Origin of the sequence: Streptomyces sp. NPDC007971 (assembly GCF_042958635.1) — a bacterium.
GTDB lineage: Bacteria > Actinomycetota > Actinomycetes > Streptomycetales > Streptomycetaceae > Streptomyces.
In genome coordinates this window covers 189,122-210,712 of record NZ_JBIBJK010000002.1, presented here as the reverse complement: position 1 = coordinate 210,712, position 21,591 = coordinate 189,122, and the positions used below count along the sequence as shown (strand labels likewise).

Sequence of the window (21,591 nt, the reverse complement as noted above, 5' to 3'; positions counted from 1 at the left end):
CGGGGACGGCTCAGGTCAGCCCCAGGGCCGGCATCAGGTAGTAGAAGGCGAAGACCGCCGAGACGACGTACATCGGGACCGGGATCTCCCGCCCCCGCCCGGCGGCCAGGCGCAGGACCACGAAGGTGATGAAGCCCATGCCGATGCCGTTCGTGATCGAGTACGTGAACGGCATCATCAGCATGGTGACGAAGGCCGGGATCGCGATGGTGTAGTCCGCCCAGTCGATCTCCTTCACGGAGTTCGACAGGATCAGGAAGCCCACGGTGATCAGGGCCGGGGTGGCCGCCTGCGACGGGACCATCGTGGCGACCGGGGTGAGGAAGAGGGCCACCGCGAAGAGGGCGCCCGTGACGACGTTCGCGAAGCCGGTGCGCGCGCCCTCGCCGACGCCCGCCGTGGACTCCACGAACGCGGTGGTGGCCGAGGAGGAGCTGGCACCGCCCGCCGCGACCGCGAGACCGTCCACGAAGAGGACCTTGTTGATGCCCGGCATGTAGCCCTCGGCGTCGGTCAGCTTGGCCTCGTCGCTGACGCCCATGATCGTGCCCATCGCGTCGAAGAAGCACGACAGCAGGACGGTGAAGACGAAGAGGATCCCGGTCAGGATGCCGACCTCGGAGAAGCCGCCGAACAGGCTGACCTGGCCGATCAGGCCGAAGTCGGGGGTGGACACCGGGTTGCCCGGCCACTTCGGGACCGTCAGGCCCCAGGTGGTGACCGTGGCGACCGAGTTGATGATCAGCGCGAGGACCGTCATCCCGACGATGGAGATCAGGATCGCGCCCGGCACCTTGCGGACGATCAGGGCGAAGGTCAGCAGCGTGCCCAGGATGAAGATCAGCACCGGCCAGCCGTCGAGGTGCCCGTTGCCGCCGAGCTGGAGCGGCACGGTGGTCTGTGCGGCGTCCGGGATCCGGCTGACGAAGCCGGAGTCGACCAGGCCGATCAGCATGATGAACAGGCCGATACCGATGGAGATCGCCTTGCGCAGGCCGAACGGCACCGCGTTCATCACGCGCTCGCGCAGGCCCGTGGCGACCAGCAGCATGACCACGAAGCCGGCCAGCACGACCATGCCCATGGCGTCCGGCCAGGACATCCGGGGTGCCAGCTGGAGCGCGACGACCGAGTTCACGCCGAGACCGGCGGCGAGCGCGATCGGCACATTGCCGATGACACCCATCAGCAGCGTCGTGAAGGCCGCCGTCAGGGCGGTCGCCGTGACCAGCTGACCGTTGTCCAGGTGATGCCCGTACATGTCCTTCGCGCTACCGAGGATGATCGGGTTCAGCACGATGATGTACGCCATCGCGAAGAAGGTGGCGAAACCACCGCGGATCTCGCGGGCGACGGAGCTGCCGCGCTCGGAGATCTTGAAGTAGCGATCCAGGGCGCCGTAGGCGGGTTCGCCACCTGGCTGTTCAGGGGCGGGGACCTTGGCGGGAGCCGGGGTGGACATGCGGGACCTCATCACCGACGGGGTTCCCCCGAGCACCGTTGGAGTTTCATACGAGCAGAAGTGGTCAAAGACAAACGGTTTCAGTATGAACGTATGAACGCGAGATCGCTATCTCCGCGCGTAGACGTGCCAGACCCTTAAGCTGTGCCCCATGGCTAAGTGGACCCCCAAGCACGAGGCGCCGGAGCCCCTGGAAGGCCCCGTGGTCGCCACCATCACCGGCGGCACGATCGTGTGGTTCGTCCTCTTCCTCGTCCAGCTCCCCTTCTACGGCTGGTTCGCCGACCACGACCGCACCTGGTGGCTGTGGACCTGTCTGGCCGGCGGCGGGCTGGGCCTGATCGGCATCTGGTACGTCCGCAGGCGGGACGCGGCGATCAAGAGGGACGCTTCGCTGAAGGCGGCGGCGGCCGAATAACGCCGTGAGCTGAACAGCGCCCTGGGCTGAACAGCGCCGTGAGCTGAACAGCGCCCTGGGCTGAACAGCGTCGTGAGCTGAACAGCGCCGTCGGCCGGGCCGGCCCACCGGGGGCTCCGCCCCCCGGACCCCCGTCGCCCACCTGCGCACCCGACTCACTCGGCCTCAACCGCACCCCTCCAGCCCCGAACGCCCGCCTTCCAGCCGACCGAGTCGGGTGGGCGGGTGGGCAGACGGGCACGTACCGTCGATTGCATGACCCATATAGACGCGGGCGCCGAGCTGGACCCCGTGCATCCGGTCGCCCTGCCGGGCACGCCCTCGGCCGGTCTGAGCGGTGCCCAGGTCGCGGAGCGCATCGCGCGTGGGCAGGTCAACGACGTGCCGGTGCGTAGTAGCCGCTCCCTGGGCGAGATCGTCCGCGCGAACGTCTTCACCCGGTTCAACGCGATCATCGGCGTCCTGTGGCTGGTCATGCTGTTCGTCGCGCCGATCCAGGACAGCCTCTTCGGCTTCGTGATCCTCGCCAACACCGGCATAGGCATCGTGCAGGAGTGGCGCGCCAAGCAGACCCTCGACTCCCTCGCCGTGATCGGCGAGTCCCGGCCGACCGTCCGCCGCGACGGCAACGCCACCGAGGTGGCCACGAACGAGATCGTCCTGGACGACCTCATAGAAATAGGCCCCGGCGACAAGGTCGTCGTGGACGGGGTGTGCGCCGAGGCCGACGGCCTGGAGATCGACGAGTCGCTGCTCACCGGAGAGGCCGACCCCGTCGTCAAACACCCCGGCGACCAGGTGATGTCCGGCAGCTTCGTGGTCGCGGGCGGCGGCGCGTTCCAGGCCACCAAGGTGGGCCGGGAGGCGTACGCCGCCCAGCTCGCCGAGGAGGCCTCACGCTTCACGCTCGTCCACTCCGAGCTGCGCAGCGGCATCTCCACGATCCTCAAGTACGTGACGTGGATGATGGTCCCGGCCGCGATCGGCCTGGTCGTCACCCAGCTCGTCGTCAAGAACAACGACCTGAAGGACGCGATCGCCCGCACGGTCGGCGGCATCGTCCCGATGGTCCCCGAGGGGCTGGTGCTCCTCACCTCCGTCGCCTTCGCGATCGGCGTCATCCGGCTGGGCCGCAAACAGTGCCTGGTGCAGGAGCTGCCGGCCATCGAGGGACTCGCCCGTGTCGACACCGTCTGCCTGGACAAGACCGGCACGCTCACCGAGGGCGGCATGGACGTCACCGACCTCAGGATGCTGGACGGGGCCGACGAGACGTACGTACGCAGGGCGCTCGGTGCGCTCGGCGAGTCCGACCCGCGGCCCAACGCCTCCCTCCAGGCGATCATCGACGCCTACCCGGACAGCGAGGAGTGGCGCTGCATCGAGTCGCTGCCGTTCTCCTCGGCCCGCAAGTACAGCGGTGCCGCCTTCAGCGAGGGCGACGGCGAGGCCAGCACCTGGCTGCTGGGCGCCCCCGACGTGCTCCTGGGCGCCGACGACCCGGCCCTGGCCGAAACCGGTCGTCTCAACGAACAGGGGCTTCGGGTTCTGCTCCTGGCCCGTGCCACCCGCGACCTGGACGACCCCGAACCGGCCCGCGGCGCCCGCCCCACCGCCCTGGTGGTGCTGGAGCAGCGGTTGCGGCCCGACGCCGCCGACACCCTGCGCTACTTCGCCGAGCAGAAGGTGCGCGCCAAGGTCATCTCCGGTGACAACGCGGTGTCCGTGGGCGCGGTCGCCGCCAAGCTGGGCCTGTCCGGTACGGCGGTGGACGCGCGCCGGCTGCCCGCCGACCGTGAGGGCATGGCGGGCGCGCTGGACGAGGGGACCGTGTTCGGGCGGGTCACCCCGCAGCAGAAGCGGGACATGGTCGGCGCGCTGCAGTCCAGTGGGCACACGGTCGCGATGACCGGCGACGGTGTGAACGACGTCCTCGCCCTCAAGGACGCCGACATCGGTGTCTCGATGGGCTCGGGGTCGGAGGCGACCCGTGCGGTCGCGCAGATCGTCCTGCTGAACAACAGCTTCGCCACGCTGCCCTCGGTGGTCGCCGAGGGCCGCCGGGTCATCGGCAACATCACGCGGGTGGCGACGCTGTTCCTGGTCAAGACGGTCTACTCGGTGCTGCTGGCGCTGCTGGTGGTGTGCTGGCAGGTCGAATACCCCTTCCTGCCACGCCACCTGACCCTGCTGTCCACCCTCACCATCGGCGTCCCGGCCTTCTTCCTGGCGCTTGCGCCCAACAGGGAGCGGGCCAGGCCGCACTTCGTGCGCACGGTGATGCGCTACTCGATCCCGGGCGGGGTGGTGGCCGGAGCGGCGACCTTCGTGACGTACCTGGTCGCCCGGCACTACTACACGGGGCCGGGTTCCCTGGACGCGGAGACCAGTGCGGCGACCCTGACCCTGTTCCTGATCTCCATGTGGGTCCTGGTGATCATCGCCCGCCCCTACACCTGGTGGCGCGTCCTGCTGGTGGCCTCGATGGGCGTGGCGTTCGTGTTCGTTCTCGCCGTACCGGCCCTGCAGACCTTCTTCGCGCTGAAGCTGGTCGGCGTGGCGATGCCGTGGACGGCGGTCGGCATCGCGGTGGTGGCGGCGATCGTTCTGGAGTACCTCTGGAGATGGGTCGACCGCCGCTTTCCGGCGTGAGGGCCGGGGACGAACAAGGCGGCCGCGCCACCGGTACGGTTCCGGTGGCGCGGCCGTCTGTCGTGCGGGACGGGCTTACTGCACGTCGACGTAGTCGCCCGCGGCGCTGACCGCCGACGTCGTCGACACGCCCGCGAAGCTGTAGCGGTAGTAGCCGTCGGAGCCGGCCGTGACCGTGGTCTTCAGAGCGCCCGTGGAGGACGTCGTGAGCGTCTTGACGGTGCTGTAGGTGCTGGTGCCCGCCTTGCGGAACTGGAGCTTGACGGACTGGCCGCCGAACGCGGTGTACGTGCCGTGCTGCCAGTCGGCACGGGTCAGCTTCCCGGTGATCGTGAGGGTCGCGCCCTTCTTGACCGGCTCGGGGGTGGCGTCGGCGGTGAGCTTGGCGGCGCGGCGGACCGGGATGGTGCCCAGGTCGCTCTGCCACTTCTGGGTGTTGGCCTTGGTGTCGAAGGCGACACCGCCCGTCTTCCACGTGCCGGCGTCCGAGTTGTACAGCTCGTTCGCGGGGAGGGTGATCGTGGCCGAGCAGTTCAGCGTGGTGGAGCTGACCTTGGTGCAGGTGCCCGGGTCGTCGCTGACGACCTGCGTGTCGGCGTCCTGGGCCGAGGTGCCGCGGTAGAGCACCGGGCCGGTCAGGATGTTGGTCATGGAGACGGTGGAGGGGTGCGTCACGGTGTAGGTCGCCTTGACCTTGGCCGTGGACGTCGCGCCGAGGGTGACGGCCGTACCGCTGTTCACCTTCATGTTCGAGAAGGTGACGTTCGGCGCCGCGGCGGCGGCGTGCGCGGCCGGGACGGCGAAGGCGGAGAGGGCCAGGGCGCCGGAGACGGCGGCCACGGTGGCACGAATGCGCATGTGTTCCCCTGGAGGGAGAAGTGATGGTGGAGTCGGTTGACTCACGCGATCAGATCCGTGAGGGGCGTGACTGGTTGTACGTCAGAAACGATTTCCGGCCGGATTTTGATCGCGCATTGCCAGTCCATGACACAAGTGAGAAGAGAGGTTCCGGACCCGGAGGGGACATGCTCCGGGTCCGGATCCGTACCGCCCGTTTCGCCTACTTCACGTCGACGAAGTCACCCGTGGCGTTGACCGCCGGGGTGGTCGAGGTGCCCGCGAAGCTGTAGCGGAAGTAGCCGTCGACCGTGGCCTTGACCGTCGTCCTCAGGTTGCCCGTGGAGTCCGACTTGACGGTCTTCAGCGTGGTGTAGGTGCTGGAGCCCTTCTTGCGGAACTGCAGCTTCACCGCCTGGCCGGTGTAGCCGTGGTACTGGTGGTCCTCCCAGTTGGCCCGGGACAGCTTGCCGGCGACCGTGATGGTCCTGCCCTTCTGGACCGGCTCCGGGGAGGCGTTGACCGTCAGCCTGGAGTTGCGCTGCACCAGGGTCGAGCCGAGGCCGAACTGGATGGCGCTCTTCTCGCTGTCGACGTCGACCGCGAGCGCGGCGGCGTGCCAGGTGCCGGCCTCGGAGTTCCGGAGCCCCGAGCTGAACTCGCCCTTGGGGTAGATGTCGATCGGCCCCTTGCAGGAGGCGGTGGTCGCCGTCACCTTGACGCAGCTCGCCGGCGCGTCGCCGCCCAGGACGTTGTCCGGGTCGTCGGAGGAGCCGCGGTAGAGCACCGGGCCGGTGAGGAAGGTGTCGGCGGTGATGTCGACGTCGGCACCGTGGGTCAGCGTGTAGGTGACGAACGTGTTGACGTGGGCGGACGTGCCGACCTTGATCGCCTTGACCATCTTGAAGTCGGAGAAGGAGACGTCCAGGTCGCCCACCGGAGCGGAGGTGGCGGTGAACGCGGTCCTGCCGGAGGCGGAGTGCGAGAGCACCTTCGCGACCTCGGTGCGGTAGGACGGGCCGGCGTCGGCGGCCTGCGCGGCCGGCACGACGAAGGCGGAGAGAGCCAGGGCGCCGGAGACGGCGGCCACAGTGGCACGAATGCGCATGTGTTCCCCTGAAGGGAGAAGAGTGGGCACGAGGCCCAGGTGATCGTGGAGTCTGTTGACTCGACGGTGAGACCCGCGAAGAAGGTTGATGGTTGTACGAGTGTTCCGACGAATCCGCCCCCGGAACACCCGTACGCTCACACCCTGACTACGCCGCGCCCTACTGCACGTCGACGAAGTCGCCCGCGGCGCTGACCGCCGGGGTGCCGGCGTCGCCCACGAAGGAGAAGCGGTAGTAACCGTCCGCCGTCGCGGTGGTCGTGGTCCTCAGGTTGCCCCTGGAGTCCGCCTTGACGGTCTTCAGGGTGGTGTAGCTGCTGGAGTCCTTCATGCGGAACTGCAGCTTCACCGACTGCGAGCCGTAGCCGGAGTACGTGGCCGCGTCCCAGTTGGCCCGGGTCAGGGCGCCGGTGACGGTGAGGGTCCTGCCCTTCTTCACCGGCTCCGGGGCGGCGTTGACCGTCAGCTTGGACAGGCGCTGGGCCCGGAAGGTCTTGACGGCGTCCTTCTGGACGTAGTTGTTGTCGTTGGCCTGGGCGATCGCCCAGACCTTCCACGTGCCGGCCACCTTGTTGATGAGGTTGGAGCCGGCCTTCAGCGTGTAGGTCGCGGTACAGGTCGACTTGGTGGCGCTGACCTTGGTGCACCTGGAGCGGTGGTCGCTCGTGTTGGCGACCGCACCGCTGTCGGCGTGGTCGAGGTCCGAGCCGTGGAACAGGACGGCCTGCCCCCACTTGACGCCCGAGTTGTCCGTGACGGTGAAGGACACGGAGAAGGTCTTGCTCCCGGTCGCGCCGACGACGACGGACTTGCCGCCGTTCACCACGACGTTCGAGATCTTGGTGTCGCCGTGGGCCTCGTCGGCGTGGGCAGCCGGAATGGCGAAGGCGGACAGGGCCACGGCGCCGGAGACGGCGGCCACGGTGGCACGAATGCGCATGTATTCCCCTGGGTGAAGCTGGATGGACACAGGGTCCGAGTGATCACGGGAGCCGGTCCGGCTCCCATGATCAGATCCCCGAGATGGATCAATGGTTGTACAGACGTTCGGATCAATCCAGCCAATTACGCATCCCTGACGGCGATGCCGGAGATGCCGGAGATGCCGGGGCCCCGGAGATGCAGGACATCCCCCGAGATGCCGGAGATACCGAGACGCCGGACCTATCGCACGTCGAACGAAGTCACCCGTGGCGTTGACCGCCGCGGTGGACGAGTTGCCCGCGAAGGAGAAGCCGTAGTCGCCGTCGACCGTGGCCTTGGTCGTGGTCTTCAGGTTGCCCCTGGAGTCCGCCTTGACCGACTTCAAGGAACCGGACTTCTCCTTGTGAGAGTCGTCGAGATCAGTCGAACCAGCGGTCCCGCGCCAACTCCTCGGCGCGCGACGGGTCTTCGAGCAGCGCCGCCACCTCGAAGCGGCGCGGCCACTGGCCCGCCGCCCACGCCAGGCCCGCTGCGACGCCCTCCAGGGTGGCCGCGTGCAGAACGCCGTCGTCGGTCAGCCGCCAGTCGATCTCCACGCCGTCCACGACCAGTTCCTCGTGCTCGACATAGGTGTCCGGGGTGCGCGGACCGAGCAGCACCCGCACCGACTCCGGTACGTCGTGCTCGGCGCCCTCGGAGTGCACCTCGCCGGTGACGGACTCGCTCAGTCGCCGCACCTGGAACAGCTCGGCCAGCTCGGCGGCCCGGGACGGCCGGACGGGCAGCAGCGGGACACCGGAGGTGAACGGCAGCAGGTCCGGCGAGTCGACCACCACGGCACGGGAGGCGTCCACGACCGTCTCACCGCCGTCGACCACGGCCCTCAGGTCCTCCGGCAGGGTCACCTGCTCCGGGTCCGTCTCGGCCAGCGCGCCGTACAGTCCGTGCAGCTGGGCCGGGGTGACGGACCGTTCGGGGTCGGCAAGGCGGTCCAGCAGTTCGGCGGCGCCGCCGGGCTCGTCCAGCAGGGCGGCCACCGAGGTCCGCACGCCCAGTGCGCGCAGCACCTGTTCGTCCTCGAATCCGGTGGCGTCCGCCTCCTCGTACAGGCCGCGCAGGAGCGGGTCCCCGCCGGCCGCGAGCAGACCGGCGGGCCGGCGCCCGTCCAGGACGGGATGCCCGCGCAGCCACCACGCGGTGTACGGCCGTACGGCCTCGTGGGTGCCGTCGGGCAGCAGGATGCGCACCGGCTGGGTGAGCGCGTCGCGCAGCGGCGGCCGGGCCAGCAGGGCGAGCGCCTCGGGCCAGTGGTCGTCGTCCACCAGGTCGAGGTCGCGCACGGCGACGAGCTCGGTGGCGACCGGGGGCACCGGGCTGTCCGGGAAGCGGTCGAGGATGTCCTCGCACCACACGTCCACGGCATCCAGCAGACCCGCGTCGTCGGGCTCGGCGAAGTCGCCCTCGCGGGGCTCCAGTTCGTCCGGGTCGAGGACGACGTCGGTGGCGCGGACGAGCGCGAAGTCCGCGAGAACCCCGCAGGCGGTGAGAGGCTGCTCGCCCCACTTGGCCGCCATCTCGCCGTCCACCGCGGCCAGTTCGTCCTGGCGGATCACCCGGGCGAAGGCACTGCCGGGAAAGACCAGCTCACCCGCCGGAGCAAGCTCGCCGTCCTCGTCGGGCAGGGCGAGAGCGCCCAGCCACGGCTCGTCACCGGGCTCCAGACCCGCGTCCCGCACCAGGGCGAGGACGGTCTCGGCCAGCTCCTCCGCGTCCGGGGCGTCCTCCTCCCACAGCGCCCCGCCCTCGTCCTCCAGCGAGGCGGCCACGGCGGCCCGCACCTGCGGGGTGGTCAGCACCGCGCGCGGGGTCGCGGGCAGCGCGCCCAGCTTCTCCAGCAGCGGGTGGGTGGCGTCCTCGTGGGCGACCTTCAGCCCGAGCCGGCCGAGCACGTCGGGGTGGACGAGGGCCGCGTCCGGGGTGGGCAGCAGGACCTGCCGAGGGCCGATGGTGGTACGGCCGTCCGCGAGCGGCACCGGAAGCCCGGAGAGCCGGTCGGGGTCGACGCCGGCGAGGCTGTCGTAGAGCCGCCACCACCAGTCGGGGTCCTTCTCCAGACCGGCGAGCCGGTCGACGGCGTCGGCGAGCGAGAGCCGGGCGACCCCGAGGGTGCGCAGCTCCACCCGGCGTTCGAGCCCGGCGGGAAGCAGCGTCGGCAGCACCTCGGCGAGCACCCGTACGGTGTCCGCGCCCGCGCCCTCCACCACTTCGGCGTCCCGCGGCCGCAGCACCTCCGGAAGCTCGTCGTCGCCCTTGGAGTCGAGGGCCGGCGGCAGGAAGGCGGTCCGCGGCAGCCGCTCCAGGATCGCCTGGCGCAGCGCGCCGTCCAGCTCGCCCTTGCCCAGCGGCCCCGGTACGAGGTCGATGACGCCCTCGCTCACCGGACGCCACTCGGCGAGCAGCCCGGTGTAGGCGTCGGCCGCCCGCTGCACCAGGAAGTCGGTCAGCGGACCCGGTGCCGGGTGCCGGCGGGTGGTGTCCAGCGGGAAGGAGGCGATCAGGAGGGCGGGGACGCCGAGGGGCTCGTCGCTCGGCGTGGGTGCGTGCACGACGGCGGTGGTCCGCGGCCGCGCCGGGCGGCCGTCCGCGTCCTCCGGCACCGCCCAGGTCAGCGACCAGTGCGGGCGCAGCCGCTCCTCGACCGGCCGGTCGACGAGCAGGTCCGCCGTGAGCGGCCCGTGCGCGGAGACGGTACGCCAGCGGGTGACCCCGTTCCGCGAGTCCTCCACGACGGTGACGGCGCCCTCGCTGCGGCGCCGAAGGGTGCGCGGCTCCTGGTCCGCCACCTCCACCACGACCTCCTCCAGCCCGGGCAGGGCGAGGAGCAGCGCGTCGTCGACGGCGGTGAGGAGACGCTCGGCGAGGTCGGCGGCGGCCGTGTCCCGCAGCGGCAGGATGACGGCGGTGTCGTACGGGTCCGGGGCGGATCCCTCGGCGGCGAACGGGAGCCGCAGGAGCGGTACGTGCCCGTCCCGGCGCCGGATCTCGTCCCCGAGACCGGGGCTGTGCCGGGCGGTCTCGGCGGCCAGTTCCCGCGCCTCGGCCAGCGCCCAGCGGACCCCGCCGTGCCGGCCGACGAGCGCGGGCTCGTCCGTGACGGCGATGACGGCGGCGAAGCCGACACCGAACCGGCCGACGGCACCATGCGTGTCCTGTACGTCCCTCTTGGCCGAGGCGCGCAGGGTGGACAGCGACTCGACACCGGCCGCGTCCAGCGGGGCACCGGTGTTCGCCGCGACCAGCACGCCGTCGCGGAGGGTGAGACGGAGCCGGCCCGGCACCTTCGCCCGGGCGGCGGCATCGGCGGCGTTCTGGGCCAGCTCCACCACGAGCCGGTCCCGGTAGCCGCCGAGGACCAGGTCCTCCTCGGCGTTGGCGTCCTCACGGAACCGGGCGGGGCTGGTGGCCCAGGCGTCGAGGACACCGCGGCGCAGACGGGCGGTGCCGAAGGGGTCGGCGCCCTCGGCGGCCGGCCGCACGTACTTGCTCACGTTCACTCTCCTCGTCGACGTGAGGATGACCGTACAGCGCGGGCGGCCGGTGGACCGAAGGGAGAGGTCAGGACGGTGCGGGTCGGTGCCCGGCGGCGTGAGCCGGGAACTCCGTCCAGGTGACGGGCGCGAGCCCGAGGACGGCTCCGCCGGTCTGCTCGGAGCCGCGGACGTGGAGGGTTTCGGGGGCGGGGGCCATCTCCCCGCAGGAGTCGCCCTGGGGGCCACTGCTGTAGCTCGAAGGGGCGGCCGTGGAAAGCGCCGTCGGAACGCCCCGCCGCCGCGCCGCCGCGCCCCCTGCCCGTACGCACCGTCACGACAGACCGGACACCACCGGCCAACCCCGGACAGTGACTGTGCACATCTGCTTCGCCACTGTTCGCCGTACGCATGCACGGCCACGCCGAGTGATGTGAACGGGGAAATCTCCACTCACATCCCCGACTTCTGCGTGCGTCTGTCCCCCACGCCCCGCGGCGCCCGCCTCGCCCGGCTCCTCGCCTGCGAGCAACTGCACTCCCGGGGGCCGCCGTTGGAAGCGGCCGTGACGGGAGACGGTGTGGGCGGAGATCGGCCTCGCACCGGAACCCGGGAATCCGTGCTGCGGGAGAGTGCGGGCGCGCACGGTCAGCGGGACCGGCGGGTGTTGAGCCGGGCCGCCTGGCGGGTCAGGTGGTCGCGCTCGGCGAGGTCGGGTGCCCTGCGGGCCGCCTCGGCGTACAGCCGTGCCGCCGTCACCAGGTCGCCGTCGCGCTCGTGGAGGTATGCGGCCACCGCGGTGTGGCGGGGCAGCGAAGGGTCCAGCTCCGCGAGTGCCGCCAGCCCGGCGCGCGGTCCGTCCGCCTCTCCGACGGCCACCGCGCGGTTGAGCCGGACGACCGGGCTGTCGTTCAGGCGCGCCAACTCGTCGTACCACTCCACGATCTGCACCCAGTCGGTCTCCTCGGCGGTGGGCGCATCCGCGTGGAGAGCCGCGACGGCGGCCTGGGCCTGGAAATCGCCGAGCCGGTCGCGGGCGAGAGCCGCCTGCAGGATCCCGACGCCCTCGGCGATCAGCTTCGTGTCCCACCGGCCGCGGTCCTGCTCGGCGAGCGGCACCAGGCTGCCGTCGGGCGCGGTCCGGGCGGCGCGCCGGGCATGGTGGAGCAGCATGAGCGCGAGCAGCCCCGCCACCTCGGGGTGGTCGACCCGGGCCGCGAGCTGCCGGGCGAGCCGGATGGCCTCGGCGGCGAGGTCGACGTCGCCGGAGTAGCCCTCGTTGAAGACCAGGTAGAGGACGCGCAGCACGGTGGCGACATCGCCGGGCCGGTCGAACCGCACGTCGGAGACGGTGCGTTTGGCCCGGCTGATGCGCTGCGCCATGGTCGCCTCGGGCACCAGGTAGGCCCGGGCGATCTGACGGGTGGTCAGACCGCCGACGGCGCGCAGCGTGAGCGCCACCGCGGACGCCGGCGTCAGCGACGGGTGGGCGCACAGGAAGTAGAGCTGGAGGGTGTCGTCCACCGCGGGCGCGGGCCCGGGCGCCGGCTCCTCGTCCACGAGGTCCTCGCGCCGACGGCGGGCGGCGTCCGACCGGGTCGCGTCGAGGAACCGGCGCCAGGCCACCGTGACCAGCCAGCCCTTCGCGTCCCGCGGCGGATCGGCCGGCCAGACCCGGATCGCCTCGACCAGCGCGTCCTGCACGGCGTCCTCGGCCGCCGCGAAGTCTGCTCCGCGGCGGACGAGAATGGCGAGCACGCCGGGCGTGAGGCTCCTGAGCAGGGCCTCGTCCATCGGTGAGGTCACTCCGTGATGGTGGGCGGCGCGGCCAGGAACGGGCGCACCTCCAGCCACTCGTGGATCGGCTTCCCGCCCGCCCCGGGAGCGGCCGACAGTTCCCCGGCCAGCTCGACGGCACGCTCGTAGGAGTCGACGTCGATCACCATCCAGCCGGCGATGAGGTCCTTGGTCTCGGCGAACGGGCCGTCGGTGACCGGCGGGCGCCCCTCACCGTCGTACCGGACCCACGCCCCCTCGGCCGCGAGCGCCTGACCGTCGACGAACTCTCCGGACTTCTCCAGCCGGGCCGCGAAGTCGTGCATGTACTGCATGTGCGCCGAGATCTCCTCCGGCGTCCACTGGTCCATGCACACGTCGTTGACCGGAGCCGGAGCGCCGCGGTAGTGCTTGAGCAGCAGGTACTTGGCCATGGTGGTTCTCCTCGGTGCTGGTGCGACCCATTGTCGTCGCGTTCACCCCGGGGACGGAGCCGGTCACGGGATTCTCGACATCGCCGCCAAGAATTTTTTCCGGCCCCTCGCGCAAGCGCCCAGAAGCACCCGGAAGCCACCAGAAGTACCCGGTTGCGCCTGGATGCATCTGGATGCGCTGGATGCGCTGAGTGCGGCGGCTCGGGAACACGCACGACCGGATGCGCGGCTCCCGCCCGACCCGGACAGCGAGGCCCAGGCCGCCCGGCGCGCCCGCGCACCGGGCGGCGCTACGAGTGGCCCAGCTCCGCCGTCTCCGCGTCGCCCGGCTCGGGCACCGAGCCCGAATCGCGGGACGGGCGGAGGGGGAAGGCGTCGACCTTCATCTCGTCGATCACCGGCGGGGCCGGCTGGGGCGGCTTCGGCATGACCGCCGCCTCCGAGTGGCCGCCGCAGCCGTACGACAGGGAGACCACACGGCCGTCGGCCGGGGAGAACTCGTTCGCGCAGACGCCGAAGGCCTGGCCGAGCGAACCGCCGATCGGGGAGAGGAAACCGCAGGTCATACACGTCGCCGGGGCCGCCTGGGCCATCGGTGTCTTGGAGCCGAACGCCTCCTCCCAGCGGTCGGCGGCGGTGTGCAGGCCGTAGCGGGACAGGACCCGGGCGCGGCGCATGCCCAGTTCCTCGGCCAGCGCGGCGATCGAGCCACGCATGGGGGCCGTCGGCTGGACGGCCGGGGTGCCCGGGGTGACGTCCGCGTCCTCGGCCTCCGCCAGTTCCGCCATGTCCTCGGACACGACCGAGTTCGACGGGGGCTGCTCGTCGCCCGTGTAGCCCGGTTCCAGGCGCAGATCCTCCTGGTCGGTGGGGAGCAGATCGCCGGGGCCGAGGTCGCCGGGGCGCAGGCGCTCGCTCCAGGGGACCCACTCGGGGGCGAGGAGGGCGTCCGAGCCCGGGAGGAGGACCACCTCGTCCAGGGTCACGATCTTCGCGCGGGAGGCGCGGGCCACGGTCGCCGCCCAGCGCCAGCCGCGGTAGCCCAGCTCCTTGCACTCGAAGAAGTGCGTGACAACACGGTCGCCCTCCGAAACCAGGCCCACGTGCTCACCCACCACGCCGGGGGCGGCCGCCTCCTCGGCGGCGGCGCGGGCGAGGTCGACGGCCTCGGCGCACAGGCGGTCGGGGGTGCGGCTTCGCGTTGTCGCTGCGCTCACAGGTATCGCTTCTCTCCTACGCCGTCTCTGAGTGCGGCTGCCTCCGGCGGTGGAGCGGACGGAGCGGACCTGGGGACCGCATCGACGTCTGCACTCCGATCGCGCTCGGGCGCACCTCTGCCATCTATTGTGCTTGATGGCTGGCTGAGATACGCACGCTACCCCGTCGTCGGTGGTCGGGGACAGTCCGCCGCTTCGCGGCGATGTTTCCCACCCACCCACTCGACTCGGCCTACCGGGAAGTTGCCCCGGCGTCACGGGCCCCGCCACCGGGAAGCGACCCCCGTGCCCGGGCCCCGAAAGCCGAAGAGCGTCCCTGCGTTTTGTCCCCCAACGTCGAGAAACGCCCAGTGCCTCCCCCCTAGCACCGGAAAACACCCCGTATCCGGCCCGCGCCGCCGCCGGAAAACGCACCGCAGCCTCACCCCCCGACGCCGAGAAACACCCCCGCCCCTCGTCCCCGGTCTCCGAGGGACAGCCCCGGTGGTGCGGGGTGTCGGCGGTCAAGGAGAAACTCCTCTGCGGGGCTTGCTCCCGACTCGCTTGGGTTCAAACCGCACTATCGGGCGGTGTCTCGGGGCACTATGAACCACGTGGCAGGCGCGGACAGGGGGAGCGTTCGGGGCGGCGGTTCGGGTCGGGTCGGTGGGGCCGTCCGCTCGGTCGGCCGTGCCCTGCACTTCCCCGTGACCGGCACCGCGCGCGGGATCCGGAAAGCCACCCACGCCCATGGCGCCGGCGAGTCGGGGCTGGGCAAACTGATCGAGCTGCACGCGGTGAACGGCGCCGGTGACGTCATGATCACCGTCGCCCTGGCCTCGACCGTCTTCTTCTCCGTGCCGACCGACGAGGCGCGCGGGCGCGTCGCGCTGTATCTCGCCATCACCATGGCCCCCTTCACCGTCCTCGCCCCCGTCATCGGCCCCCTCCTCGACCGGCTGCCGCACGGGCGACGGGCCGCAATGGCCGGGGCGATGCTCGCCCGGGCCCTGCTCGCGCTGATCATCTCGGGAGCCGTGGCCAGCGGCAGTCTGGAGCTGTATCCCGCCGCGCTCGGGGTGCTCGTGGCGTCGAAGGCGTACGGGGTGGTGCGCAGTGCCGTCGTGCCGCGGCTGCTGCCTCCCCGGTTCTCCCTGGTGAAGGCCAATTCCCGGGTCACTCTCGCGGGGCTCCTGGCCACCGGTGTGGCCGCGCCGATCGGGGCGGGGCTGCACACCGTCGGGGATCCCTGGCCGCTGTACGGCGCCTTCGTGATCTTCGTTGCAGGGACGTTCCTGTCGTTCTCGCTGCCGCCCAAGGTGGACTCCGCCAAGGGCGAGGCCCGGGCCCTGCTCGCGGCCGACGAGGAGCATCTGCACGGGCCGCACCGCAAGGAACAGGCCAAGCGGCCCGGGCTGCGCACGGTCGGGCCGGCCGTCACCCACGCCCTCGGCGCCAACGCGGCCCTGCGCTGCCTGTCCGGCTTCCTGATCTTCTTCCTCGCCTTCCTGCTGCGCGAGCACCCGCTGGCCGGGCAGAGCGCCGCGGTCTCGCTGGGGATCGTGGGCGTGGCGGCGGGCGCGGGCAACGCGCTGGGCACGGCCGTCGGCGCCTGGCTGAAATCCAGGGCGCCGGAGATCATCATCGTGACCGTGGTGGCGGTGGCCCTCGGGACCGCGATCGTGGCCGCGCTGTTCTTCGGGACCGTCCTCGTGGCCTGCCTGGCCGCCGTCGCCGGGTTCGCGCAGGCGCTGGCCAAGCTGTCCCTGGACGCGCTGATCCAGCGCGACGTGCCCGAGCTGGTGCGGACGTCGGCCTTCGCCCGGTCGGAGACACTGCTGCAGATGGCGTGGGTGTTCGGCGGCGCGGTCGGGATCGTGATGCCGCTCAACGGCACTCTGGGGCTGGTGGTCGCCGCGGCGATGGTGGCCGCCGGGTGGCTGGCCACGCTGCGCGGACTGCTCTCCTCGGCGCGGCACGGAACCAGGCCGCGGGCGCGAGTGGCGTAACGAACCGGGCACGCCGCACCCCACATGGGCGGACGGCTCCGGGTGCCCGATAGCCTTCGGCCATGACCACGCTGCAATCCGTTGTGCGACGCCGCCGCGCCGTCGCCGTCGCCGGCGCCGTTTCCGCCGGACTGCTCGTCCTGTCTGCCTGCGAGAAGCCGACGCCCGTCGCGACGATCACCGTCGGCCGAAACTCGGTCAACTCCGAGGCGATCTGCTACAACGACGGCAAGGCGCTGGACGCCAAGTCGCTCGCGAAGTGCGCCAAGAAGGCCGGCGACATCAAGTCGATCAAGGTGGATCCGGACCAGACCGTCCGTGTCGGGGTCGACCCGAAGATCGCGGACTCCGGCTGGTTCCTCCTCGTGAACGGCCGCCAGTTCACGGACAAGAGCACCAAGACCTACACCACCATCCCGGGCAGCGCGTTCTTCAACGCCCAGTACGGCACCCAGGGCGACACGAACACGCTCTCCATCCAGATGGGCCAGTCCCCGGCCAAGGGCCTGTGGTCCTTCAAGCTGAACAAGGCCTGATCACGCCTTCCGTACGCACCCTCGTAGCCACCGCGGTCCCGGCCGAACGGGACGCGGTGGCACGGGCGTTTCCGGGCGCGGGCGAGGCGATACGGCTGCTGGGCGATCGGCGGTCTCCCGAGGTTCCCGCGGCTTCCGAGAACTCGGAGGTCCGGCAGGCGCCGGAAGTCCCGGAAGTACCGGGAGGCCCGGAAGTCCCGGGAGGTCCGGGACATCCAAGAGGTCCGCGTGGCCCCGGCGCCACTGACCTCCCCGGGGTCCCTGGGGTCCCCGGTGCCCTCGGGGTCCCTGGTGTCCTCAAGGTCCTCGGGCTCTCCGTGGTGCGGACGGGCGCCGGGTACGACGTGCTGGCCGCCGGTGTCGGGCCCGCCCTCGCCGCCGCCTCCACCGCCACCGCGCTCACCGCCGCCGCCCTGGCCGGCACCCCGTACGACCTCGTCGTGTCCGCCGGGATCGGTGGTGGCTTCCAGCCGGAGGCGCCGCTCGGCTCGCTCGTCGTCGCAGACGCGATCACCGTGGCCGACCTGGGCGCCGAGACCGCCGACGGCTTCCTCCCGGTCACCGGACTCGGCTTCGGAACCGTCACCCATCTGCCGCCGAATTCACTCGTACGGCGCGTGTCCGAGGCCATCGGTGCCCGCCCCGGCACCGTCCTGACCGTCTCCACCGTCACCGGCACCGCCGCCCGCGCCGCCGAACTGCGCACCCGCCACCCGCAGGCCCTCGCCGAGGGCATGGAGGGGTTCGGCGTGGCCGAGGCGGCCGCCGCCCACGGGGTACCCGTGCTGGAGATCCGCGCGGTGTCCAACCCGGTCGGCCCGCGCGACCGCGCCGCCTGGCGCATCGGCGACGCGCTCGCCGCCCTCACCGAGGGTTTCGGGAAGCTCGCGCCCGCATTGGAGAGTTGGAACCCGCATGACGACCAGTGAGCAGCAGACCCTGCAGATCGCGTACTCCCCGTGTCCCAACGACACGTTCGTCTTCGACGCCCTCGCCCACGGCCGCGTCCCCGGCGCGCCTGCGCTGGACGTGACCTTCGCCGACATCGACATCACCAACGGCATGGCCGAGCGCGGCGAGTTCGACGTGCTGAAGGTGTCGTACGCGGTGCTGCCGTACGTCCTCGGCGAGTACGCGCTGCTGCCGTGCGGCGGTGCGCTCGGGCGGGGGTGCGGGCCGCTCGTGCTCACGCGGGAGGACGGCGTCGGGGGCACCTCCCACGCCGCGGGCGGTGAGGGGCTGACGGGCCGTAGGGTCGCGGTGCCGAGCGAGAGGTCGACCGCCTACCTGCTGTTCCGGCTGTGGGCGGCGGACACGGTGCCCGGCGGGGTCGGCGAGATCGTCGTCATGCCGTTCCACGAGATCATGCCGGCCGTGCGCGACGGGAAGGTGGACGCGGGACTCGTCATCCACGAGGCCCGCTTCACGTACCAGAACTACGGGCTGCACAAGCTCGCCGACATGGGCGAGCACTGGGAGCGCACCACCGGGCTGCCGATCCCGCTGGGCGCGATCATCGCCAAGCGGTCGCTGGGGGCCGAGGTCCTGGGCCGGCTCGCGGACGCCGTCCGCGCCTCCGTGCTGGCCGCCTGGGACGACCCGGAGGCCTCCCGGCCGTACGTCATGGAGCACGCCCAGGAGATGGACCCGGCCGTCGCCGACCAGCACATCGGGCTGTACGTCAACGAGTTCACCGCCGGCCTCGGCGAGGACGGCTACGCGGCCGTGCGCGGGCTGCTCACGCGTGCGGCGGCCGAGGGGCTGCTGCCGCCCCTCGGCCCTGATGCTCTTGCTTTCCCCTGAGACCGGGCTTCGGTTCTCCCTGCGGCTGGGGTTCTGCGGTCTCCGGCGGCCGGGTTTCTACGGGCTCCTGCGGCCCGGGCTCACGGTCTCCTGCGGCCGGCTCCTGGGTACGGCTCAGACGTCCAGCTGGTCCGCGACCGCGCGCAGCAGGCCCGCGATCTTCTTGCCGGATGCCTTCTCCGGGTAGCGGCCCTTCTCCAGCATCGGCGTGATGTTCTCCAGAAGGGTCGTCAGGTCCTGCACGATGGAAGCCAGCTCGTCCGGCTTCTTGCGCTGCGCGGCCGCGACCGACGGCGTCGGGTCGAGCACGGTCACGGAGAGCGCCTGATCGCCGCGCTGACCGGCGACGACGCCGAACTCCACGCGCTGTCCCGGCTTGAGAGCATCGACTCCGGCGGGGAGAACCGAGGAATGGACGAAGACGTCACCGCCGTCGTCGCGGGAGAGAAAGCCGAAGCCCTTCTCACTGTTGAACCACTTGACCTTGCCGGTAGGCACGTCTGTCCTCGTCCTCGTCCTCGTTGGGAAAACTACTTCGGAAACGGCTCTTGATAGCACTAGAGCGGGTCGACCATGACCCGCCGCTACCAAGGCTAATGGTCTTCGGGCGGGTGACAAGACGTCCCCCGGTTGTTCTCTCGCGCTGGGAACTACCCTGGTCCGGTGCGTGACAAAACCCAAACCAATTCCGCCGGGCCCGGTGACGGACTGATCCGTGCCGGTGCCGTGGTGTTCTTCCTCGGAGCCGTGGCCACCCTCGTCACCGTGGTCCCGCTGTTCCTCGGTATGAAGCCTTTTCCGACATACATGTACGGCCTGAGCATGCTCATGGCCGTCGGGTTCCTGGTGGCCGGGGCGGGCGTGCTGCGCTCGGTCGCCGCCGGGCGGCGTCAGGCGCGGAAGGCCGCCCCGGGCGCCTCGCGGTAGGCGGTCAGCCAGGCCGGGAAGGCGGTGAGGTCGTCGAGCACGATGTCCGCGCCGGCCGCCCGCAGCTCGTCGGCGTCGCAGGGGCCGGTGGCCACGGCCACCGACAGGGCGTCCGCCGTGCGGGCCCCGCGGACGTCGCCGACGTGGTCGCCGACGTAGACGCCCGCACCGTACTCGCGCAGGGCCTGCGCCTTCTGCTCGGCCCACAGGTCACCGACGACCACGTCGGGCTCCAGGCCCAGGTGGCCGAGGTGCAGCTTGGCGTTCGGCTCGTACTTCGCGGTGACCACCATCGTCCGGCCGCCGGCCGCGCGCACCGCCTCGATCGCCTCCGCGGCGCCCGTCATGGCAGGGGTCGCGGCGACCGCGATGGACGGGTACATCTCCCGGTACAGATCGGCCGTCGCGGGGACCTGCTCGGGCGGGAACCAGTTGACCAGCTCCTCCACGAGCGGGGGCCCGAGACGGGTCACCGCCAGATCGGCGTCGATGTACGTCCCGGTCCGCTCCGCCAGGGCCACGTAACAGGCGTGGATGCCCGGGCGGGAGTCGATGAGAGTCATGTCCAGGTCGAAGCCGACGGTGAAAGGCATGGGCCCCATTGTGCGACACCGCATCCGGCACGACGCCAAGGTACCCGCGCCCCACCAGGGGCGCGGGGAACTGCGCGACCAGCCCCCACCGGCCCGCGGGTTCAAATCCTCCCTGAGAAGGCGACAAACCTGCGCATCGCAAGGAGCCGGGGGCCACACGCCCCACCAGGGGCGCGGGGAACTGCGCGACCAGCCCCCACCGGCCCGCGGATCCCGCGCGACCAGCCCCCACCGGCCCGCCGGGTCGAATCCTTCCTGTCGGCGAAACCCCTACCGCTTCCGCTGGGATCGCCAGACCAGAAACAGCGCCGAGGCCACCGCCGCGCCACGGATCATCCAGGGCCACGTCCCGGCGACCGCGTCGTTCACGTGGCCCTGGGGTATGGGAGCACCCCAGTGCCCACTCGCGCGGCCCCACAGCCAGATCACGCCGGACGCGAGCGCGAGACCGGGTACACCGAGCACCGCCCACTTGGTCTCCGCGGGAGTCAGCCGCCGGGAGCCGTAGGCGATCAGCCAGCCCAGGGCCAGCGCGAACCAGTTGCCGAGCACCGCACCGGCGACCAGCGCGGCGGCGGCCAGCAGAAGGAGGGGGTTGGTCCAGCCGGCGGCGGGGCCCGGCAGCAGACGGCGGGCGGCCGGGGCGACGGGTGCGGCGCGGCGGCCGAACAGACGGCGGCGCCGGGCGGGCTGCCGGGCGGCGGGCTGCTGGTCCGTGCGGTCCGGCGTCCTCTCCGGCGCCTCCCCCGTCCCCTTCGGGACCTCGGGGCCCTCCGGATCCCTGCGCGGTTGCCTGAACAGGTCGGGGATCTCCACCCCGCCGACGAAGCCCGGTACGGAGTCGGCGTCGGCCGCCTCGTCGAGCGGGCTGCCCTGTACCCGCCACCAGTCGGGCTGCACCGCGCTGTCGCCGAGTTCGTGGGCGGCGGCGAGGTGGGGCGGGGAGGGTCCGGTGCGCGGCGCGGGCGGCTCCGGCTCGGCGGGGCGCGGCCGGGGGACGATCCTGCGCAGCCCCTTGGGCCGTTCCCCGGCGTCCGGCCGGTCCGTCTCCCGCTGGACGGGAACGGAGGCCGACGGAGGCTGCGGCCGGCCGGCGCCGCCCGTGGTGCCACCGCCCGCGGTGCCACCGGCCGCCTCGACCACCTCGTCCGGGGTGCCCAGCCGCTCCAGGATGCGGCGCACGGCGGCGGGAGTGTCCACCGTCATTCCGGCCCGGCACCGGTCGATCTCGTTCCGCAGGTCCGACACCAGCCGCATCCGGGTGGACGACGGCAGCTGCCGCTGGTGAGCGACATCGCCGACGCGGCTCAGATACTCGTAGACGACCTGGTCGCTTTCGATCCCCACGCAGCCCCTCCGGGGTGGTGCCGATGAACCCCGCTGAGGAAG

18 protein-coding genes and 3 pseudogenes are annotated in these 21,591 nt (G+C 71.7%); 8 read left to right on the top strand and 13 right to left on the bottom strand.

The window, feature by feature from the left end:
• Positions 1-10: 10 nt before the first annotated feature.
• Positions 11-1,462, bottom strand: coding sequence for a solute carrier family 23 protein (locus ACFZCP_RS04735; protein WP_391424027.1), 1,452 nt, complete (start codon positions 1,460-1,462; stop codon positions 11-13).
• Positions 1,463-1,613: 151 nt separating this feature from the next.
• On the opposite strand from ACFZCP_RS04735, the gene ACFZCP_RS04730 reads away from it, so the two are divergent.
• Positions 1,614-1,880, top strand: a complete 267-nt coding sequence (locus ACFZCP_RS04730; RefSeq protein ID WP_362681367.1) for a DUF2530 domain-containing protein — start codon at positions 1,614-1,616, stop codon at positions 1,878-1,880.
• Positions 1,881-2,135: 255 nt separating this feature from the next.
• A complete protein-coding gene (locus tag ACFZCP_RS04725; RefSeq protein ID WP_391424025.1) occupies positions 2,136-4,532 on the top strand; it encodes an HAD-IC family P-type ATPase in 2,397 nt (798 codons plus the stop codon).
• 75 nt (positions 4,533-4,607) lie between these two features.
• Here ACFZCP_RS04725 and ACFZCP_RS04720 read toward each other — a convergent pair whose 3' ends face one another.
• The 6 genes and pseudogenes from ACFZCP_RS04720 to ACFZCP_RS04695 form a co-directional block, all read right to left on the bottom strand.
• Positions 4,608-5,390, bottom strand: a complete 783-nt coding sequence (locus tag ACFZCP_RS04720) for a hypothetical protein (protein ID WP_391424022.1) — start codon at positions 5,388-5,390, stop codon at positions 4,608-4,610.
• Between the two features lie 202 nt (positions 5,391-5,592).
• Positions 5,593-6,477 carry a hypothetical protein gene (locus ACFZCP_RS04715; protein WP_391424020.1) on the bottom strand — a complete coding sequence of 295 codons (885 nt, stop codon included), beginning with the start codon at positions 6,475-6,477 and terminating at the stop codon, positions 5,593-5,595.
• A 160-nt stretch (positions 6,478-6,637) separates the two neighbouring features.
• A complete protein-coding gene (locus ACFZCP_RS04710) occupies positions 6,638-7,417 on the bottom strand; it encodes a calcium-binding protein (RefSeq protein WP_391424018.1) in 780 nt (259 codons plus the stop codon).
• Positions 7,418-7,654: 237 nt separating this feature from the next.
• Positions 7,655-7,789, bottom strand: a pseudogene (locus ACFZCP_RS04705) (calcium-binding protein); the annotation flags it as partial.
• Positions 7,790-7,820: 31 nt separating this feature from the next.
• On the bottom strand, positions 7,821-10,949 hold the full coding sequence (locus tag ACFZCP_RS04700) for a sacsin N-terminal ATP-binding-like domain-containing protein (RefSeq protein ID WP_391424017.1): 3,129 nt from the start codon (positions 10,947-10,949) through the stop codon (positions 7,821-7,823).
• Positions 10,950-11,016: 67 nt separating this feature from the next.
• Positions 11,017-11,178, bottom strand: a pseudogene (locus ACFZCP_RS04695) (DUF397 domain-containing protein); the annotation flags it as partial.
• A gap of 183 nt (positions 11,179-11,361) precedes the next feature.
• Between ACFZCP_RS04695 and ACFZCP_RS04690 the strand changes: the two are divergent.
• Positions 11,362-11,493 (top strand): annotated as a pseudogene (locus ACFZCP_RS04690) (ATP-binding protein); the annotation flags it as partial.
• A gap of 83 nt (positions 11,494-11,576) precedes the next feature.
• On the opposite strand, the gene ACFZCP_RS04685 reads toward ACFZCP_RS04690, so the two are convergent.
• The 3 genes from ACFZCP_RS04685 to ACFZCP_RS04675 form a co-directional block, all read right to left on the bottom strand.
• Positions 11,577-12,722, bottom strand: a complete 1,146-nt coding sequence (locus tag ACFZCP_RS04685; RefSeq protein ID WP_391424698.1) for a DUF6596 domain-containing protein — start codon at positions 12,720-12,722, stop codon at positions 11,577-11,579.
• Positions 12,723-12,730: 8 nt separating this feature from the next.
• Positions 12,731-13,138 (bottom strand): YciI family protein, encoded by a 408-nt coding sequence (locus ACFZCP_RS04680; protein ID WP_362681388.1) that lies wholly within the window; start codon positions 13,136-13,138, stop codon positions 12,731-12,733.
• 290 nt (positions 13,139-13,428) lie between these two features.
• Positions 13,429-14,355, bottom strand: coding sequence for a DUF3027 domain-containing protein (locus tag ACFZCP_RS04675; RefSeq protein ID WP_391424015.1), 927 nt, complete (start codon positions 14,353-14,355; stop codon positions 13,429-13,431).
• Positions 14,356-14,939: 584 nt separating this feature from the next.
• On the opposite strand from ACFZCP_RS04675, the gene ACFZCP_RS04670 reads away from it, so the two are divergent.
• The 4 genes from ACFZCP_RS04670 (at position 14,940) to ACFZCP_RS04655 (ending at position 18,682) form a co-directional block, all read left to right on the top strand.
• Positions 14,940-16,343: an MFS transporter gene (locus tag ACFZCP_RS04670; protein WP_391424013.1), complete on the top strand. Its 1,404-nt coding sequence runs from the start codon at positions 14,940-14,942 to the stop codon at positions 16,341-16,343.
• Between the two features lie 62 nt (positions 16,344-16,405).
• Complete coding sequence (locus ACFZCP_RS04665; protein WP_362681397.1) at positions 16,406-16,879, top strand: DUF2771 domain-containing protein; 474 nt, start codon at positions 16,406-16,408, stop codon at positions 16,877-16,879.
• Positions 16,852-17,808 (top strand): futalosine hydrolase, encoded by a 957-nt coding sequence (locus ACFZCP_RS04660; RefSeq protein WP_391424011.1) that lies wholly within the window; start codon positions 16,852-16,854, stop codon positions 17,806-17,808. The genes ACFZCP_RS04665 and ACFZCP_RS04660 overlap by 28 nt, the downstream gene beginning before the upstream one ends.
• Positions 17,795-18,682, top strand: a complete 888-nt coding sequence (locus ACFZCP_RS04655; RefSeq protein ID WP_391424009.1) for an MqnA/MqnD/SBP family protein — start codon at positions 17,795-17,797, stop codon at positions 18,680-18,682. Before ACFZCP_RS04660 ends, ACFZCP_RS04655 begins: the two co-directional genes overlap by 14 nt.
• 114 nt (positions 18,683-18,796) lie before the next feature.
• On the opposite strand, the gene ACFZCP_RS04650 is transcribed toward ACFZCP_RS04655, so the two are convergent.
• A complete protein-coding gene (locus ACFZCP_RS04650) occupies positions 18,797-19,180 on the bottom strand; it encodes a cold-shock protein (RefSeq protein ID WP_189985524.1) in 384 nt (127 codons plus the stop codon).
• Positions 19,181-19,345: 165 nt separating this feature from the next.
• On the opposite strand from ACFZCP_RS04650, the gene ACFZCP_RS04645 reads away from it, so the two are divergent.
• Positions 19,346-19,609 carry a hypothetical protein gene (locus ACFZCP_RS04645; protein ID WP_391424007.1) on the top strand — a complete coding sequence of 88 codons (264 nt, stop codon included), beginning with the start codon at positions 19,346-19,348 and terminating at the stop codon, positions 19,607-19,609.
• On the opposite strand, the gene ACFZCP_RS04640 is transcribed toward ACFZCP_RS04645, so the two are convergent.
• Positions 19,573-20,202, bottom strand: a complete 630-nt coding sequence (locus ACFZCP_RS04640; protein ID WP_391424005.1) for a haloacid dehalogenase-like hydrolase — start codon at positions 20,200-20,202, stop codon at positions 19,573-19,575. The two genes, ACFZCP_RS04645 and ACFZCP_RS04640, sit on opposite strands and share 37 nt — an antisense overlap.
• Positions 20,203-20,472: 270 nt before the next feature.
• Positions 20,473-21,549: a hypothetical protein gene (locus ACFZCP_RS04635; RefSeq protein WP_391424003.1), complete on the bottom strand. Its 1,077-nt coding sequence runs from the start codon at positions 21,547-21,549 to the stop codon at positions 20,473-20,475.
• Positions 21,550-21,591: the final 42 nt, after the last annotated feature.

Coding starts and splice junctions, on each gene's coding strand:
- ACFZCP_RS04735 (WP_391424027.1), bottom strand. CDS start 1,462: ATGTCCACCCCGGCTCCCGCCAAGGTCCCCGCCCCTGAACAGCCAGGT.
- ACFZCP_RS04730 (WP_362681367.1), top strand. CDS start 1,614: ATGGCTAAGTGGACCCCCAAGCACGAGGCGCCGGAGCCCCTGGAAGGC.
- ACFZCP_RS04725 (WP_391424025.1), top strand. CDS start 2,136: ATGACCCATATAGACGCGGGCGCCGAGCTGGACCCCGTGCATCCGGTC.
- ACFZCP_RS04720 (WP_391424022.1), bottom strand. CDS start 5,390: ATGCGCATTCGTGCCACCGTGGCCGCCGTCTCCGGCGCCCTGGCCCTC.
- ACFZCP_RS04715 (WP_391424020.1), bottom strand. CDS start 6,477: ATGCGCATTCGTGCCACTGTGGCCGCCGTCTCCGGCGCCCTGGCTCTC.
- ACFZCP_RS04710 (WP_391424018.1), bottom strand. CDS start 7,417: ATGCGCATTCGTGCCACCGTGGCCGCCGTCTCCGGCGCCGTGGCCCTG.
- ACFZCP_RS04685 (WP_391424698.1), bottom strand. CDS start 12,722: ATGGACGAGGCCCTGCTCAGGAGCCTCACGCCCGGCGTGCTCGCCATT.
- ACFZCP_RS04680 (WP_362681388.1), bottom strand. CDS start 13,138: ATGGCCAAGTACCTGCTGCTCAAGCACTACCGCGGCGCTCCGGCTCCG.
- ACFZCP_RS04670 (WP_391424013.1), top strand. CDS start 14,940: ATGAACCACGTGGCAGGCGCGGACAGGGGGAGCGTTCGGGGCGGCGGT.
- ACFZCP_RS04665 (WP_362681397.1), top strand. CDS start 16,406: ATGACCACGCTGCAATCCGTTGTGCGACGCCGCCGCGCCGTCGCCGTC.
- ACFZCP_RS04655 (WP_391424009.1), top strand. CDS start 17,795: ATGACGACCAGTGAGCAGCAGACCCTGCAGATCGCGTACTCCCCGTGT.
- ACFZCP_RS04640 (WP_391424005.1), bottom strand. CDS start 20,202: ATGCCTTTCACCGTCGGCTTCGACCTGGACATGACTCTCATCGACTCC.